Source organism: Polyangium jinanense (genome assembly GCF_028435265.1).
In the GTDB taxonomy this organism is placed as follows: Bacteria; Myxococcota_A; Polyangia; order Polyangiales; family Polyangiaceae; genus Polyangium; species Polyangium jinanense.
Map to the genome: position 1 here is coordinate 71078 of NZ_JAGTJK010000011.1, position 13363 is coordinate 84440.

Consider the following 13363-nt stretch of genomic DNA (forward strand, 5'->3'; position numbering starts at 1 on the left):
GGATGGGCGAAACGTCCGCAAACACGAAGGGTTCGCCGTCGATGCACTCGAGCGGAGTGCGTGGCGTCTCGTCGGTTGCATCCATCGGTCCTCTTGTCGGCTCGCTCACGAACGGCTCGTTCCGCGCCCCGTGGAGATCATCGCTGCGGCGGTCGCACCTTCGCATGGTCGCCTGGCTCCTCCCCCCGCATCTTCGGGGAAAGCATCCTGTGAGGATGAGACCAAAACAATGGTTCTCCGAGGTCGGGATCGAAAGGCCCGCAGCTTCGGGTAGACTGCCCCCCATGTACACCCCTTCCATCGCCAACAAGAATGACTCGTCCTGGTTGCTTCGGCCATGACCCTCACCATCGAATCGACCCTGGGCCTATGCGCTTCGCGCGGCAGTCGGACGGACGATCGACGTCGGCGCCGGAGCCGGAGAGGGATTGCTCGTCGTCGCTGACGGAATGGGGGGGCCCTGCACGGGGTGGCTCGGCGCACGCCTGGCCGTGCGTGCGCTCGTCCAGCCATTCACGAGCGTTGGCGCGGAGCTCCGGTTCGTGGGAGCCGCCGAGGGGTTCCCCGACAACTGTGACTGGGCCGGCGCGATGCAATTGCATCGAGGGGCCGAGCGCGTGTACGAGGCGTGCGCGGCGGACTTCGGAGATCCGGCGGCGCTCCCGCGTGATCTCGCTGCGATGTTCTCGGAGATCGACCGGGTCGTGGCCAACGTCCCGAAGCATGACCGTATCTACGGCCTCCTGGTCGGGTGTATTGCCGCCACCGTCGAAGGCGCTCGCGTGCGTGGGATCCACGTGGGGATCGGGCGCGCGCTCCTGCTCCGCGCGGGCGCCCACCACTTCGAGAGTCTCGTGGTCGAGCATTACCTGCACCTCGTCGCGGATCGCATGTCGCAAGCCCGCGACATCGACCCGGCGCAGATCCCGTTGAACATCATCGCCAACGGGCTCGGGGGACTCACGCAAACCGGGGTGGGCGTCGACCCATTCGATGTCGAGCTCGGCGCGGGCGACCTTCTCCTCCTCTGCTCCCAACGAATGGACGTCCCCGAAGAAGAAGTGGCCCGCATCGCGAGGGCCGCCGTGGACGATGGTGCTCCGCTCGAGGAGCTCGCGCGCACCCTCGAACGCCGCTCGGCCGCCGTGTTCGACGCTTCCGAGGCGCATCGCGCCGTGGACGTGGCCTTCGCGATTGCGCTTGCGAGGCTCTCACATTCGAGGAGAATTCGGTCCGATGGGCGAGCCGACCGGCGCGCGCGGGACGAGGCCGTGGATCAAGAGCTCGAGCGCCCGTGCCATACGCCGATCTCGCGCGCGGCCCGATCCATCGTCCGCGAGGACGGCCGAGAGCATGGCGAGCACGTCGATCACGTCGGCGAGGGTGAGGTCGTCGCGGACCAGCCCCGCCGCGCGCGCGCGCTGCAGTGGCACCGTGAGCAGCCGCGTCACCCGGGGCACGAGGGCCTGGAGCGCGTGCTCGCCCGGTCCACGCAGCAGGGCGGGCACCAATGCGTGGGTCTCGGTGTGCCGTTCGACGATGGCCGAGAGTAGCTTCATGAAGGCGTCGGGACGATCGCCGTGCTCGTGGGCGAGCGCCTCGAGCTCGCAGAGATCATCCTCGACGATGGCGGCGCCGAGCGCGTACCGGTCCGGGAAGTTCCGATAGAGCGTCGCCCGCCCGACGCCGGCGTGACGCGCGATCGCATCGAACGGCGCGTCGAAGCCGGCCGAGGCGTACACCGCGCGTGCTGCAGCGACGATCCGCGCGCGGTTCTCCTCGGCGTCTTTCCGGCGCGCCGGTCTTTTTTCCGTGGGGCTTTCCACCGCGCGACTCTACCCCGAAGCCGAAGTGGACACCACTGTCCACTTCGGATATGCTCGAACCACGAGCGCCGGAAGCCAGGGCTGCTCGCCGCTGAAGGAGTGCTTCATGAACGACGACACGCTGCCGACCTTGCCCGCGAACGCGTCGATCTTCACCCGCATCCGCCTGGCCGTCCACGCGCTCGGCGTCCTGGCCAATGACCCTGGGCACACGTACTACGCGGTCCGCTGGTGAACGCGTGCCTCGATAGCGAGACGTACGCGAAGCTGGCCGAGACGTGGCGCGAGATTCCCGAGGCCCGCCGGCTGCTCGACGAGCGCCCGACGTTGCAGGGCCGCGAGCTCGACCTCGAAGCCCTCGCGCGCCTGCCGAAAGGCACGCTCGGCCACGAATTCGTGCGCTACTTCCGCGACAATGGCATCGAGCCGTTCATCACCACGTTCCCCGTCGCGAGCGACGTCGATTACCTCAGCAAACGCTACCGCGAGACGCACGACCTGTTTCACCTGATCACCGGTTATGGGACCGACGAGCCCGGCGAGATGGAGCTGCAGGCCTTCGTGCTCGGCAACCTCGGCGTCCGCCAGGCGGTGCTGATCCTGGCGTATTCGGTCCCGCGACAGCTCAAGCGCTCGGGATTCAAGGATTTCAAGGCGTACCTCGGCCGGCTGCGCGCGGCCTATTCGCGTGGCCGCCACTCGCGCGAGCTGCTCAGCGTGAGCTACGAGAAGCTGTGGGAACAGCCGGTGTCGACGCTGACCGACCTCTTGTGCGCCCCTGCGTGAGGGCCTGAGCATGCGGCCCCCCGGTCCCGGACTCTTACAGTTCATCCACGGCGTTCGCACCCTCGGATTCCTCGACTTCGTGGGGAAGCAATGGCGCGAGCACGGAGACGTGTTCCAGGTGCGCATCGGCCGGCGAACGCTCGTCTTCGCCATGCACCCCGACGCGGTGGAGCGCGTCAACATCAGCCATCGGCAGAACTACGACAAACTCGGCAGCTACGACGGGGTGCGGAAATACCTGATCGGCAATGGCATCGTCGCGAGCACCGGGGATCTCTGGCGCCGGCAGCGCAAGTTGATGGCGCCCTTCTACACCCCAAAGGGCGTGCAAGCTTATGCCGAGCTGATGATTCGCGATGGCGCCCGCCTCGTGGAGCGCTGGGAGGCGCTCGCCAGCAAGGGCACCGAGGTGGAGATCGCCGAGGAAATGACCAACGTCACGGCCTCCATCATTCTGAAGGCGATGTTCAGCACCGAGACGATGGAGTCGATCCACCAGATGAAGGACGCGGTGGAGACGATGCTTTCCTTCGTCAACGACCGGATGGCGGGCCTTTCGCTCCCCGATTGGTTGCCTACCTCGAAGAATCGCAAATACCTCGCAGCGCGGGAGCGGGTGCATCGTTCGATCAGCGCGCTCATCGCGCAAAGGCGCGGCACCGACGAGGCGTCCTGGCCCGACGACCTCCTCTCGCGGCTCATGAAGGCGCGCGACGAGGAGACCGGACAGGCCATGTCGGAGACCCTGCTGCGCGACGAGTCGATCACCACCTTTTTCGCGGGCCACGAAACCACCGCGCGCACCATGACGTTCGCCTGGTACGCGCTGGCGACGAACCCGAAGGTGACCGAGCGCCTGCACGAGGAGCTCGATCGCGTGCTCGGCGGACGGACGCCGACCGCGGACGAGCTGCGGCAGCTTCCGTATACGCTGCAGGTCGTCAAGGAGGTGCTGCGGCTCTACCCGGCGGCGCCCTTTTACGTGCGCGATGCCCTCGCCGCCGATCGGATCGCCGGCTTCGACGTGCCCGCGGGCGCGGCGGTGATGCTGTCGCCGTATTACACGCACCGGCATCCAGAGATCTGGGAAAACCCCGAGGTATTCGACCCCGATCGCTGGACGCGCGAGCGAGAGGCCGCCCGTCACGGCTACGCATACCACCCGTTCGCCATCGGTCAGCGCATTTGCATCGGCAACAACTTCTCGCTGCTCGAGAGCCACCTGCTTCTGGCGATGCTCGCGCAGCGCTTCACGCCTCGATTGCGCGCCCGCTTCGAGCCGCGCTGGACGATGCAGGGCACCCTGGGCATCACCAATGGGCTGCCGATGGTCATCACGCCGCGCCGACCCGCAACACCCGGCCGCGTGGGTGACCTCGACGGGCGGTCCGGGTAAACTGCCCGCCGTGTACACCCTCTACATCGCCAACAAGAACTACTCGTCCTGGTCGCTTCGCCCGTGGATCCTGCTCCTGGAAGCAGGCATTCCCTTCGAGGAGCGTTTGCTCCGGTTCGGCGACGAGGCCGCCTGGGCGCCGTTCCGCGCGATGACGCCAGCGGGGAAAGTGCCGACGCTGCTCGACGGCGAACGCGTGGTGTGGGATTCGCTCGCCATCGCGGAATACCTCGCCGAAAGGCACCCCAGCGTGTGGCCCCGCGACGAAGCCGCCCGCGCCTGGGCGCGCTCCGCGGCCGCCGAGATGCACGCAGGATTCGGGGTGCTGCGCGAGAAGTGCAGCATGAACATCGGCATTCGCGTGCGCTTGCACGAGACGCCGCCCGCGCTTTCGCGCGACGTGGCGCGGATCTCGGCGTTATGGACGGAGGGGCTCGAGCGCTTCGGCGGGCCGTTCCTCGCCGGGGACACGTTCACGGCGGTCGACGCCTTCTTCGCGCCGGTGGTCTTCCGCTGGCAGACGTATGGACTGCACTTCGGGGAAGCGGCTGCGGCCTACGCGACGCGGATGCTCGAGCGTCCGTCGATGCGAAGGTGGTACGACGAAGGGATCGCCGAGACCTTCCGCGACCTGTCTCACGATGAGGAGTGCCGCGCCGCCGGTGTGTGGACCGCGGATTTCCGGGCGAGCTGAGCGCTCGGCACCTCACGCAATCCGATGCAGCAACGGCTCGCCGCGAAGGAGGCGGTGGACGTTGCCCGCGACGATGTCCGCGATCCGCGCGAACGCCTCCTCCGTCGAGCCCGCGACGTGCGGCAGGACGACGACGTCGTCCCGACGATAAAGCGGATCCGCCGGATCCCAAGGCTCCTCCCAGAACACGTCGAGCCCAGCACCGCCGAGCCTGCCCGTCTCCAGGGCATGCAAGAGCGCGTCTCGATCGACGATGGGGCCCCGCGCAACGTTGACGAGCAGGGCCCCGGGCTTCACGCGCGAGAGAAACGTTTCGCCCACGAGGCCACGCGTCCTCGGCGTGAGCGGGCAATGGATGCTGATGACGTCGGCGCGGGCCGCGAGATCGAGGACATCCTCGGGGGACGTGGTGCTACGCGCGGCGAGGATACGCATGCCGAGGGCCTCGGCAATGCGGGCGAGCGCCGCGCCGGAGCGGCCGAGGCCGAGGATGCCGAGCGTGCGGCCCGCAAGCTCGATGCCGAGCGGCGCGCCGATGGAGCGCTCGGCGAAAGCGCGGCTCGCGCAGGGGAAGCGGCGCGCAAGAGCGAGGATCAAGAAGAGCGCGGCCTCGGCGACCGATTGTCCATTCGTGCCAGGCGCGTTGCACACGGGAACGCCCCGGGCGCGCGCCGCCGCGAGGTCGATGCCCTCGGTGCCAACGGCCGGCTGCTGGATGAGGCGAAGATTGCGCGGCGCGGCAATGACGTCGGCATCGAGGCGAGCGTTCGAGGGCAAGAGGACGTCAGCGTCCTCGACCTGGCCCGCGAGCGGCAAGCCCGGGTCCCACGCGCGCAGCGTGACGCCGAGAGGCAGCCGCGCGCGGATGGCGTCGACGATGGGGAACCAGCCCGTGCCGCAGAAGACGATGTGCACAGGGGACGGTTACCGCCATCGAGGCGGTCGCGCACGCGCGGAGGCGTGCCCCGTCGTCCGAGGCGGTCTTCGTGCCCCCGCCGTGTGTGGAAAAAGATACAGGCTTTTCCGTACGTCAGCGGGTCGGGCTCGTGGTCTCGATGCGCAACCTTTTGCCGGTTCGACGTCGGTTTCCGTTAGCATGGTCGATCGTATGGATCTGGCTCCGGGCTCAATCATCGCGGGACGGTACCGGGTCGACGCGCGTGTCGGCGCGGGCGGCATGGGCGAGGTGTGGGCCGGTGAGCACCTCGCGATCGGCATGAAAGTGGCGATCAAGACGCTGCTCGCCGCCGCTGCCTACGATCGCGAGGTGGTCGCGCGTTTCCGCCGCGAGGCAAACCTGCTCGGCCGCATCCGGAGCGATCACGTCGCGCGCGTCGTCGACTTCGTCGAGGATCCGAGCGTCGGACTCGTGCTCGTCATGGAGTACATCGAGGGCCAGCCGCTCTCGAAGGTGCTGCAGCAGCGAAGGCTCTCCGTCGAGGAGGCGATCGACGTGGGCTGTCACGTGGTCGACGCACTCGGCGATCTGCACCGCGCGCACGTGATCCACCGCGACATGAAGCCCGGCAACATCATGATGGAGCCGCAGCCGAACGGCAGGACGCGCGCGATCATCGTGGACTTCGGCATGGGCCGCATCGAGTCCGGCGCAGGCGAAGACCTCGAGCAGACGAACCTGACGCGCGCAGACATGGCGCTCGGGACCCTCGAGTACATGGCGCCCGAGCAGATCCTGAACTCGCGCGACGTGACCGCAGCCTCGGATCTCTACGCAGTCGGAGCCATGCTCTACCGCGCGATCGCAGGGCGCCACATCTTCGGCGACGCGCAAGACGCGGAGCTCGCGCGCGCCAAGCTGATGACGGACGCCCCGCCGCTGCAGACAGGGCGAAACGATCGAATCTCGCAAGGGTTCGTCAACGTGGTGATGCGCGCGGTGCAGCGCCGGCCGCAGACGCGCTACCAGAAGGCCGAGGACATGCTGAACGAGCTGCGCGCGCTGCAAGACGCAGTGCGCGCAGCGGCCTTCGAGAGCAGCGCGGCGCGGCATCTGCTCGGGCCGACGAGCATCCCGAACGCGCGGCCCTCGCAGACGTCGTACCCGGGATACGCCGCGACGCAGACGCCGCTGCCGTACGCGCAGCAGCAACCGCCGGTGCAAGCTCCGCAAGCGATGATGCAAGCGCAGGATCGGCCCTCGCTGCCGGGCGGGCCGATCTCGCGGCCAAGCATGAGCGGCCCCGCGCCCATGTCGGTCCCCGCAGCCTCTCCGCGTCGTGGCATGTCACCCGCGGCCGTCGTGGGCCTCGTGTTCATCGCGCTCGCAGCAGGCGTGGCCGGAGCCGCCGCGTTTTTCCTGAACGCGAGGCCCCCCGAGCCAGCCCTTTCCACGGCAGCCGCCACGCCGTCGCAAGCGCCCGTGCCAAGCGCGACCCCCACGCCGACGCCGCAAGCCCCCGCGCCGTCCGCAGCCGCGCCAGCGCCAGGCGCCGAAGGCGATGGTATCGACGTCGAGCCCGCCGCGACCGCGCCGCAGCAAGCGCCGAGCCAGAAGCCCGCGGCGACGCTCGGGAGCGGCGCGTCGTCCGCGAAGCCGTTCGGCACAGGCACGGCGAAGGCGCCCGCGTCGACGGGCACGGCGCCGAAGGTCGGCAATATCAACTTCCCCTGAGAGGGGCTCGACAGGAGCGTGGCGCCGGGGCGCTGCCCCCGGACCCCGCGGGGGCTATCCGCCCCTCGACCCGGACCAGGGCAAGCCCTGGACTCGGGGTGGAAGAACTGCGCATCGCGCAGTTCTTCCAACGGGCCCGTTGGACCGCGTTGCCAGTCGAGAGGGCAGCGCGGCTGTCTCGGTTGGCAGGATCGTCGCCGGTCTTGACTCGGCCTGTTCGATGAACTGCGCGAAGCGCAGTTCATCGACCCCGGGTCCAGCCCCTGGCTGGTCCGGGTCCAGGGGCGGATAGCCCCGGTGGGGCCTGGGGCAACGCCCCAGCGCAGCGGCATCCGCGACGCGGTCGATCGTTCAGTTGCCGTCGTTCGAGCAGGCCAGGAACTGCATGCCGCAGCCGTTCGAGGAGTTGTCGAGCAGGCAGTTCTCGCAGTCGGATGCGGGGACCTGGTTCGACATGCACGCCTCGCCGCACACCGACGCGCAGGCGCCGAGGCACTTGCAGTCGGTGAAGGCCTCGTAGAGCGGGACGGACGCGGGGCAGAGCTCGGGCGGCATCTCGTCGAGCAAGAACTGCTTGCACGACGCGCACGTCGAGCCGCCGCCGGCTCCGCCCACGCCGCCAGTGCCGGCCACGCCGCCGCCTCCGCTGGCTCCGCCGACCCCGCCGAAGCCGCCGACGCCCACGGCAACCGAGGGCCCGGGCACGCCTGGTTCGGGGGAGCAGGTCGCGAAGTTCGAGCTGTCCTCGGTCACGTCGTAACAGCACGTGTCGCCCTCGAACGCGCCCTCGCTGTCGACCGAGGAGATGCTGCTCGAGCAGAAATCACCCTGGAAGAAATCGAGCGCCTCGCCCTGCGAGGGGCAGGAGCCTTCGAGCTCGGTCCAGTAGAAACAGGCGCGATCGGTCCCGCATCCAGAGCTCGACACCGTGAGGAGCAAGCCGGTCGCGAGTGCGAGCGAGAGGAGGGGGAGCGGCAGCGAAGAAAAAGAAAAGAAGCGCGGGTATCGCATGCCGTCCAGCGTGGCGCCTCGCGCTCGAAAATTCAATCGTGGCGCGGGGGAGGTTCGCGCCCATTCCGCCTAGCGGTGTTCCCTCGTTACGTGGAGCTCAGCGCAGCGGGGCCGGCCGGCTCTCGGGCGGCGAGGCGAAGAAGCGGAGCAAGCGCTCGGCGAGCACCTCGGGCGCGGTCCAGTGCATCATGTGGCCGGCTTCGGGCAGATCGACGTGCAGCGTGCTCGGGATGCACGCAAGCCGCTCGGCCTCGTCGGGCAACCGCAGGCCGTTGACGCCGCCGCTCACATAAAGCGTGGGCGCCGTGATGCGGCGGAGGAAGCACTTGAAGGACTCGAGGTGGAACGGGACCGGCGCCGTCGTGCGGTGCATGGCATCGTAGGCCCAGGACAAACGGCCCGAGTGGGTGCGCGTGAGCAGGCGCGCGCGGCTCTCGAGGATCGCGCGCGGGACCTGCGGGTGCCTGCGCGCGAGGCGATCGAGGGCCTCGTCGAAGGAGCCGACGGGGCGCGGGGTGCGATCGAGCGAGCGCATGTCGTCGAGCCAGGTGCGCATGCGATCGACGGCCGTGCTCGGTTCGGAGGCGGGCGCGCCGAGGCCTTCGAGCAGGACGAGCTGATCGACGCGCTGAGGCCTCGCGCCGGCGAAGAGCGCGGCGATCGTGCCGCCCATCGAGTGACCCACGAGCGCGAGGCGCTTCGGCGCGAGGATGTCGAGCAGCGACGAGAGGTCACTGACGTAGTCGGGGAAGTGGTAGTAGCCGCCTGCGCCGACGGAGTCGCTCTCGCCGAACCCGCGAAGATCGGGCGCGAGGACGTCGTGGCCGGCGCGCGCGAGGGGCTCGGCCACGAGATCCCACGTGGCACCCGAGTCCAGGTATCCGTGGAGAAGCAGAACCGTCAGGCCGCTCGGACGAGCGCTGGCGGGCTGAAAACGATGGATGTAGAGGCGGATTCCATTGACGAAGACGAGGCCCGACCCGCTCTGCACCATGCCACCCTTAGCAGGGATGCCGCGGCGCGGATAGTTCTGCTAGCGTCCCGGCCCGGAGGCCGGTCGATGGCTGCAGAAGGCGGCAATGGCAAGGGCGCGGTAGGGCCGAGCGGAGTGCGGACGTACCCCGATTTTTCGGCGCCCACTGTGGACAAGGTGATGGTCGAGGAGCGCGCGGCGGCTCTCGGCAAGCGCAGCATCAAGAAGGAGGCGAAGGTCGCGGGACTCTTGCTCTCCATCGCGATGATGGATCTCACGACCCTCGAAGGGAAGGACTCGCCGGGCAAGGTGACGCAGCTCTGCCAGAAGGCGATGCGGCCCTACGCCTCGCCCGAGGTACCGCCGTGCGCCGCGATCTGCGTGTACCCGAAGCTCGTGCCCGTGGCGAAGCAAGCGCTCGCCGGATCGAGCGTGAAGGTCGCGAGCGTGGCGACGGCGTTCCCGAGCGGGCTCTCGGCGCTCGACGTGAAGCTCGACGACGTGCGGCGCGCGGTCGCGTGGGGCGCCGACGAGATCGACATGGTGATCGATCGCGGCGCGCTGCTCGCCGGGGAGAAGACGCGCATCTTCGACGAGATCGCGGCGACGAAAGAGGCGTGCGGAGCGGCGCACCTCAAGGTGATTCTGGAGACGGGAGAGCTCGGCACGTACGACCTCGTGCGTGAGGCGAGCCAGATCGCGATGCTCGCGGGCGCGGACTTCATCAAGACGTCGACGGGCAAGGTCACGCCGGCGGCGACGCCCGCGGTCACGCTCGTGATGCTGGAGGCGATCCGCGACTTCTTCTACGCGACGGGCAAGCGCATCGGCATGAAGCCGGCGGGCGGGATCCGCACGGCGAAGCAGGCGCTCCATTACCTGGTGCTCGTGAAGGAGACGCTCGGGGACGCCTGGCTCACGCCGGATCTCTTCCGCCTCGGCGCATCCACGTTGCTCAACGACGTGCTCATGCAGCTCGAGAAAGAGCGCACGGGCGCCTACCAGTCAGGCGATTACTTCAGCAAGGACTGAGGAGACACGATGACCGCCAAGGAAACGATCGCCTCTGCGACGAACGGCGAGACCCACGCGGCCCCGTCGTCGCCCGCTCGCCCAACGCATGGAGCCGCGCTCGAGTTCGGCAAGGCGTGGACCTACGCGCCCGCGCCCGAGGCCGCCGATCACGTGCGGATCGATCCGCGTTACGAGCTCTTCATCGGCGGCAAGTGGGTCGCGCCGTCGTCGGGCAAGTATTTCGACACCGTGAGCCCCTCGACCGAGCAGAAGCTCGCCGAGGTCGCCGAAGCCAACGAGCGTGACGTCGACCTCGCCGTCAAGGCTGCGCGAGCTGGGTATGAAAGGTACTGGTCGAAGCTCTCCGGGATCGAGCGCGGCAAGTACATCTACCGCATCGCGCGGGTGATCCAGGAGAAGGCGCGCGAGCTCGCCATCGTGGAGACGATGGACGGCGGCAAGCCCATCAAGGAGTCGCGCGACGTCGATCTGCCGCTCGTGGCAGCGCACTTCTTCTATTACGCGGGCTGGGCCGACAAACTCGCGTACGCGTTCCCGGGTCGCTCGCCGCGCCCGCTCGGCGTGGCGGGGCAGGTGATCCCCTGGAACTTCCCGCTGCTCATGGCCGCGTGGAAGCTCGCGCCCGCGCTCGCCGCGGGCAACACGTGCGTGCTCAAGCCCGCGGAGACGACGCCGCTCACGGCGCTCTTGCTCGCGAAGATCATCGAGGAGTGTGATCTGCCGCCGGGCGTGGTGAACATCGTGACGGGCGCGGGCGCGACGGGCGCGGCGGTCGTCGCGCATCCGGACGTGGACAAGGTCGCGTTCACGGGATCGACGGACGTGGGCAAGCGGATCCAGAAGGCCCTGTCCGGCACGAAGAAGAAGCTCACGCTCGAGCTCGGCGGCAAAGCGGCGAACATCGTGTTCGCGGACGCGCCGCTCGATCAGGCGGTCGAGGGGATCATCTCGGGCATCTACTTCAACCAGGGGCACGTCTGCTGCGCGGGATCACGCCTGCTCGTGGAGGAGGGCGCATTCGAGCCGCTCCTGCAAAAGCTCCGTGATCGCATGCAGACGCTGCGCGTGGGGGATCCGCTCGACAAGAACACCGACGTCGGCGCGATCAACTCGAAGATGCAGCTCGACAAGATCCGCGAGCTCGTCGACGCGGGTGAGCGCGAAGGCGCCGAGCGGTTCTCGACGCCGTGCGAGTTGCCGACGCGCGGCTACTGGTTCGCGCCGACGCTCTTCACGGGCGTGTCGCAATCGCACCGCATCGCGCGCGAGGAGATCTTCGGGCCGGTGCTCGCCGTGATGACCTTCCGCACGCCCGACGAGGCGATCGAGAAGGCGAACAACACGATGTACGGCCTGAGCGCGGGCGTCTGGACGGACAAGGGCTCGAAGAGCTTCTGGGTCTCGCAGCGGCTGCGCGCCGGGGTCGTCTGGGCGAACACGTACAACAAGTTCGATCCGAGCTCTCCGTTCGGCGGTTACAAGGAGAGCGGCTTCGGCCGCGAAGGCGGCCGGCAAGGGCTCTTGCCGTATCTCGAGGTGGACTGATGGCGCGCGCGAAGGAGAGCAAGGTGAAGGACAACGAGCGCGCGCCTCTGCAGGACGACGTGAACGGGAGCGAGAACGGGTTCGTCTTGCCCGAACGCCTGCGGGTGAGAAAAGCCTACAAAATGTTGGTCGGCGGGCAGTTCGTTCGATCGGAGTCGGGCAGGTACATCCAGGTGGCGGATCCGATGAGCCTCGGAGGGACGAAAGAGAACGTGCCGTGGGCGTCCCGCAAGGACGTGCGCGACGCGGTCGTCGTGGCGCGCGGCGCGTGGGAGGGCTGGTCTGGCCGAACCGCGTACAACCGCGGGCAGATCCTCTACCGGCTCGCGGAGATGCTCGAAGCGCGGCAAGGCGAGCTCGCGCGCGCGCTCGAGCGCGGCGGGCTCGATGCGTCGCGGGCGGCGACCGAGACGGCGGCCGCGATCGATCGCGTGGTCTCGTACGCGGGCTGGGCGGACAAGTACCAGAGCTTGTTTTCGAGCCTGAATCCGGTCGCCGGGCCGCACTTCAACTTCACGGTGCCCGAGTCGATGGGCGTGGTCGGCGTCGTTTCGCCCGCGCGTCCGGCGCTCCTCGGGCTGCTCGGCGCGGTCCTGCCGATCATCACGGCGGGCAACACGGTCGTCGTGCTCGCGAGCGAGGAGGATCCGCGCACGGCGCTCGTGCTCGGCGAGGCGCTCGCGACGAGTGATCTGCCGGGTGGCGTGATCAACGTGCTCACCGGCCGCGCGGCCGAGCTGCTTCCGCACCTCGCGAAGCACATGGAGGTGGCGGCGCTCGATCTGCACGGCGTGACGCCGGAGCTCGCGCGCAAGGCGGAGGAGGCGGCCATCGTGAACGTGAAGCGCGTGCGGACGCGATCGATCGACGAGGCGGCCTGGTTCGACGCGGACGGCGCGACGAGCCCGCGCTGGATCGAGCGGTTCGTCGAGATGAAGACGATCTGGCATCCCTCGGGCGCGTAAGCGCAAACCTCCATCCACCGGCATCCCCACCAGCGCTGCGCCGACGCGATCCGAAGGGTTCCGCTTGCGCGGCGTGTCTTGCGTGCATGCGAGACACGCGGGGCCATGTGCGCGGGGGGGCTTGCGCCGGCGCAAACGCTGCCGGCTGCACTCGACGGACCCGCTTGAACGTGCGCAAGCGGGGTCAGCGCACACGTTTGGGTGCGCTTGCGCGCGCACAAGCGCATCCGTGACATGTGTTTGGGGTGTCTTGCATCGGCGCAAGGCACTCCAAACAGTCGCGAGGGCACTGCTTGCGTGGGTGCAAGGGACGTCGGCGACGCCCGAGGGGTCGATTTGCGTGCGTGCAAGACACGCCTCGCAGAGGAGGTGTGGGGTTTTGCGCCGTGGAGCCCTCGGTCGGGAGCCTGCACGCTGCGTTTTTGCGGGGGTGTTCAGCGGCTCTTGTCCGACGAGGGCGGAGGCTCGTCAGGACGTTCGTTGCGCTCGGCCGGCGAGGG

Annotated in this window: 13 protein-coding genes; 8 read left to right on the forward strand and 5 right to left on the reverse strand. The window is 68.7% G+C overall.

Features of this window, described 5'->3' with window-relative positions; all coding sequences use genetic code 11:
* Positions 1-344: 344 nt before the first annotated feature.
* Complete coding sequence (locus KEG38_RS21800) at positions 345-1169, reverse strand: hypothetical protein (RefSeq protein WP_272421603.1); 825 nt, start codon at positions 1167-1169, stop codon at positions 345-347.
* A gap of 42 nt (positions 1170-1211) precedes the next feature.
* Positions 1212-1826 (reverse strand): TetR/AcrR family transcriptional regulator, encoded by a 615-nt coding sequence (locus KEG38_RS21805; RefSeq protein WP_272421604.1) that lies wholly within the window; start codon positions 1824-1826, stop codon positions 1212-1214.
* A 106-nt stretch (positions 1827-1932) separates the two neighbouring features.
* Here KEG38_RS21805 and KEG38_RS21810 point away from each other — a divergent pair, with 106 nt between their 5' ends.
* Genes KEG38_RS21810 through KEG38_RS21825 form a run of 4 tightly spaced genes read left to right on the forward strand, consistent with a single transcriptional unit; the run spans position 1933 to position 4702 of the window.
* Positions 1933-2061 (forward strand): hypothetical protein, encoded by a 129-nt coding sequence (locus KEG38_RS21810; protein WP_272421605.1) that lies wholly within the window; start codon positions 1933-1935, stop codon positions 2059-2061.
* Positions 2058-2612, forward strand: coding sequence for a Coq4 family protein (locus KEG38_RS21815; RefSeq protein WP_272421606.1), 555 nt, complete (start codon positions 2058-2060; stop codon positions 2610-2612). Before KEG38_RS21810 ends, KEG38_RS21815 begins: the two co-directional genes overlap by 4 nt.
* A gap of 10 nt (positions 2613-2622) precedes the next feature.
* Positions 2623-4008 carry a cytochrome P450 gene (locus tag KEG38_RS21820; RefSeq protein ID WP_272421607.1) on the forward strand — a complete coding sequence of 462 codons (1386 nt, stop codon included), beginning with the start codon at positions 2623-2625 and terminating at the stop codon, positions 4006-4008.
* A gap of 10 nt (positions 4009-4018) precedes the next feature.
* A complete protein-coding gene (locus tag KEG38_RS21825; protein ID WP_272421608.1) occupies positions 4019-4702 on the forward strand; it encodes a glutathione S-transferase family protein in 684 nt (227 codons plus the stop codon).
* A 12-nt stretch (positions 4703-4714) separates the two neighbouring features.
* Here the strand turns inward: KEG38_RS21825 and KEG38_RS21830 are convergent, their stop codons facing one another.
* Positions 4715-5617 (reverse strand): 2-hydroxyacid dehydrogenase, encoded by a 903-nt coding sequence (locus KEG38_RS21830; protein ID WP_272421609.1) that lies wholly within the window; start codon positions 5615-5617, stop codon positions 4715-4717.
* Between the two features lie 193 nt (positions 5618-5810).
* Here KEG38_RS21830 and KEG38_RS21835 point away from each other — a divergent pair, with 193 nt between their 5' ends.
* Positions 5811-7334, forward strand: a complete 1524-nt coding sequence (locus tag KEG38_RS21835; protein WP_272421610.1) for a serine/threonine-protein kinase — start codon at positions 5811-5813, stop codon at positions 7332-7334.
* Positions 7335-7685: 351 nt separating this feature from the next.
* On the opposite strand, the gene KEG38_RS21840 is transcribed toward KEG38_RS21835, so the two are convergent.
* Both KEG38_RS21840 and KEG38_RS21845 read right to left on the reverse strand, forming a co-directional pair.
* On the reverse strand, positions 7686-8345 hold the full coding sequence (locus tag KEG38_RS21840; RefSeq protein ID WP_272421611.1) for a hypothetical protein: 660 nt from the start codon (positions 8343-8345) through the stop codon (positions 7686-7688).
* 97 nt (positions 8346-8442) lie between these two features.
* Entirely contained in the window at positions 8443-9339 is an 897-nt protein-coding gene (locus tag KEG38_RS21845; protein WP_272421612.1) for an alpha/beta fold hydrolase, read from the reverse strand.
* Positions 9340-9405: 66 nt separating this feature from the next.
* Between KEG38_RS21845 and deoC the strand changes: the two genes are divergently transcribed.
* Genes deoC through KEG38_RS21860 form a run of 3 tightly spaced genes read left to right on the forward strand, consistent with a single transcriptional unit; the run spans position 9406 to position 12863 of the window.
* Positions 9406-10350, forward strand: coding sequence for a deoxyribose-phosphate aldolase (deoC, locus tag KEG38_RS21850; protein ID WP_272421613.1), 945 nt, complete (start codon positions 9406-9408; stop codon positions 10348-10350).
* A 9-nt stretch (positions 10351-10359) separates the two neighbouring features.
* Positions 10360-11898 (forward strand): aldehyde dehydrogenase family protein, encoded by a 1539-nt coding sequence (locus KEG38_RS21855; RefSeq protein WP_272421614.1) that lies wholly within the window; start codon positions 10360-10362, stop codon positions 11896-11898.
* Entirely contained in the window at positions 11898-12863 is a 966-nt protein-coding gene (locus KEG38_RS21860) for an aldehyde dehydrogenase family protein (protein ID WP_272421615.1), read from the forward strand. The genes KEG38_RS21855 and KEG38_RS21860 overlap by 1 nt, the downstream gene beginning before the upstream one ends.
* Positions 12864-13363: the final 500 nt, after the last annotated feature.

Bases quoted from the DNA above. Each gene is read 5' to 3' on its own strand.
- KEG38_RS21800 (WP_272421603.1), bottom strand. From the start codon at position 1,169: ATGCGCCTCGGAAGCGTCGAACACGGCGGCCGAGCGGCGTTCGAGGGT.
- KEG38_RS21810 (WP_272421605.1), top strand. From the start codon at position 1,933: ATGAACGACGACACGCTGCCGACCTTGCCCGCGAACGCGTCGATCTTC.
- KEG38_RS21820 (WP_272421607.1), top strand. From the start codon at position 2,623: ATGCGGCCCCCCGGTCCCGGACTCTTACAGTTCATCCACGGCGTTCGC.
- KEG38_RS21835 (WP_272421610.1), top strand. From the start codon at position 5,811: ATGGATCTGGCTCCGGGCTCAATCATCGCGGGACGGTACCGGGTCGAC.
- KEG38_RS21840 (WP_272421611.1), bottom strand. From the start codon at position 8,345: ATGCGATACCCGCGCTTCTTTTCTTTTTCTTCGCTGCCGCTCCCCCTC.
- KEG38_RS21845 (WP_272421612.1), bottom strand. From the start codon at position 9,339: ATGGTGCAGAGCGGGTCGGGCCTCGTCTTCGTCAATGGAATCCGCCTC.
- deoC (WP_272421613.1), top strand. From the start codon at position 9,406: ATGGCTGCAGAAGGCGGCAATGGCAAGGGCGCGGTAGGGCCGAGCGGA.
- KEG38_RS21855 (WP_272421614.1), top strand. From the start codon at position 10,360: ATGACCGCCAAGGAAACGATCGCCTCTGCGACGAACGGCGAGACCCAC.
- KEG38_RS21860 (WP_272421615.1), top strand. From the start codon at position 11,898: ATGGCGCGCGCGAAGGAGAGCAAGGTGAAGGACAACGAGCGCGCGCCT.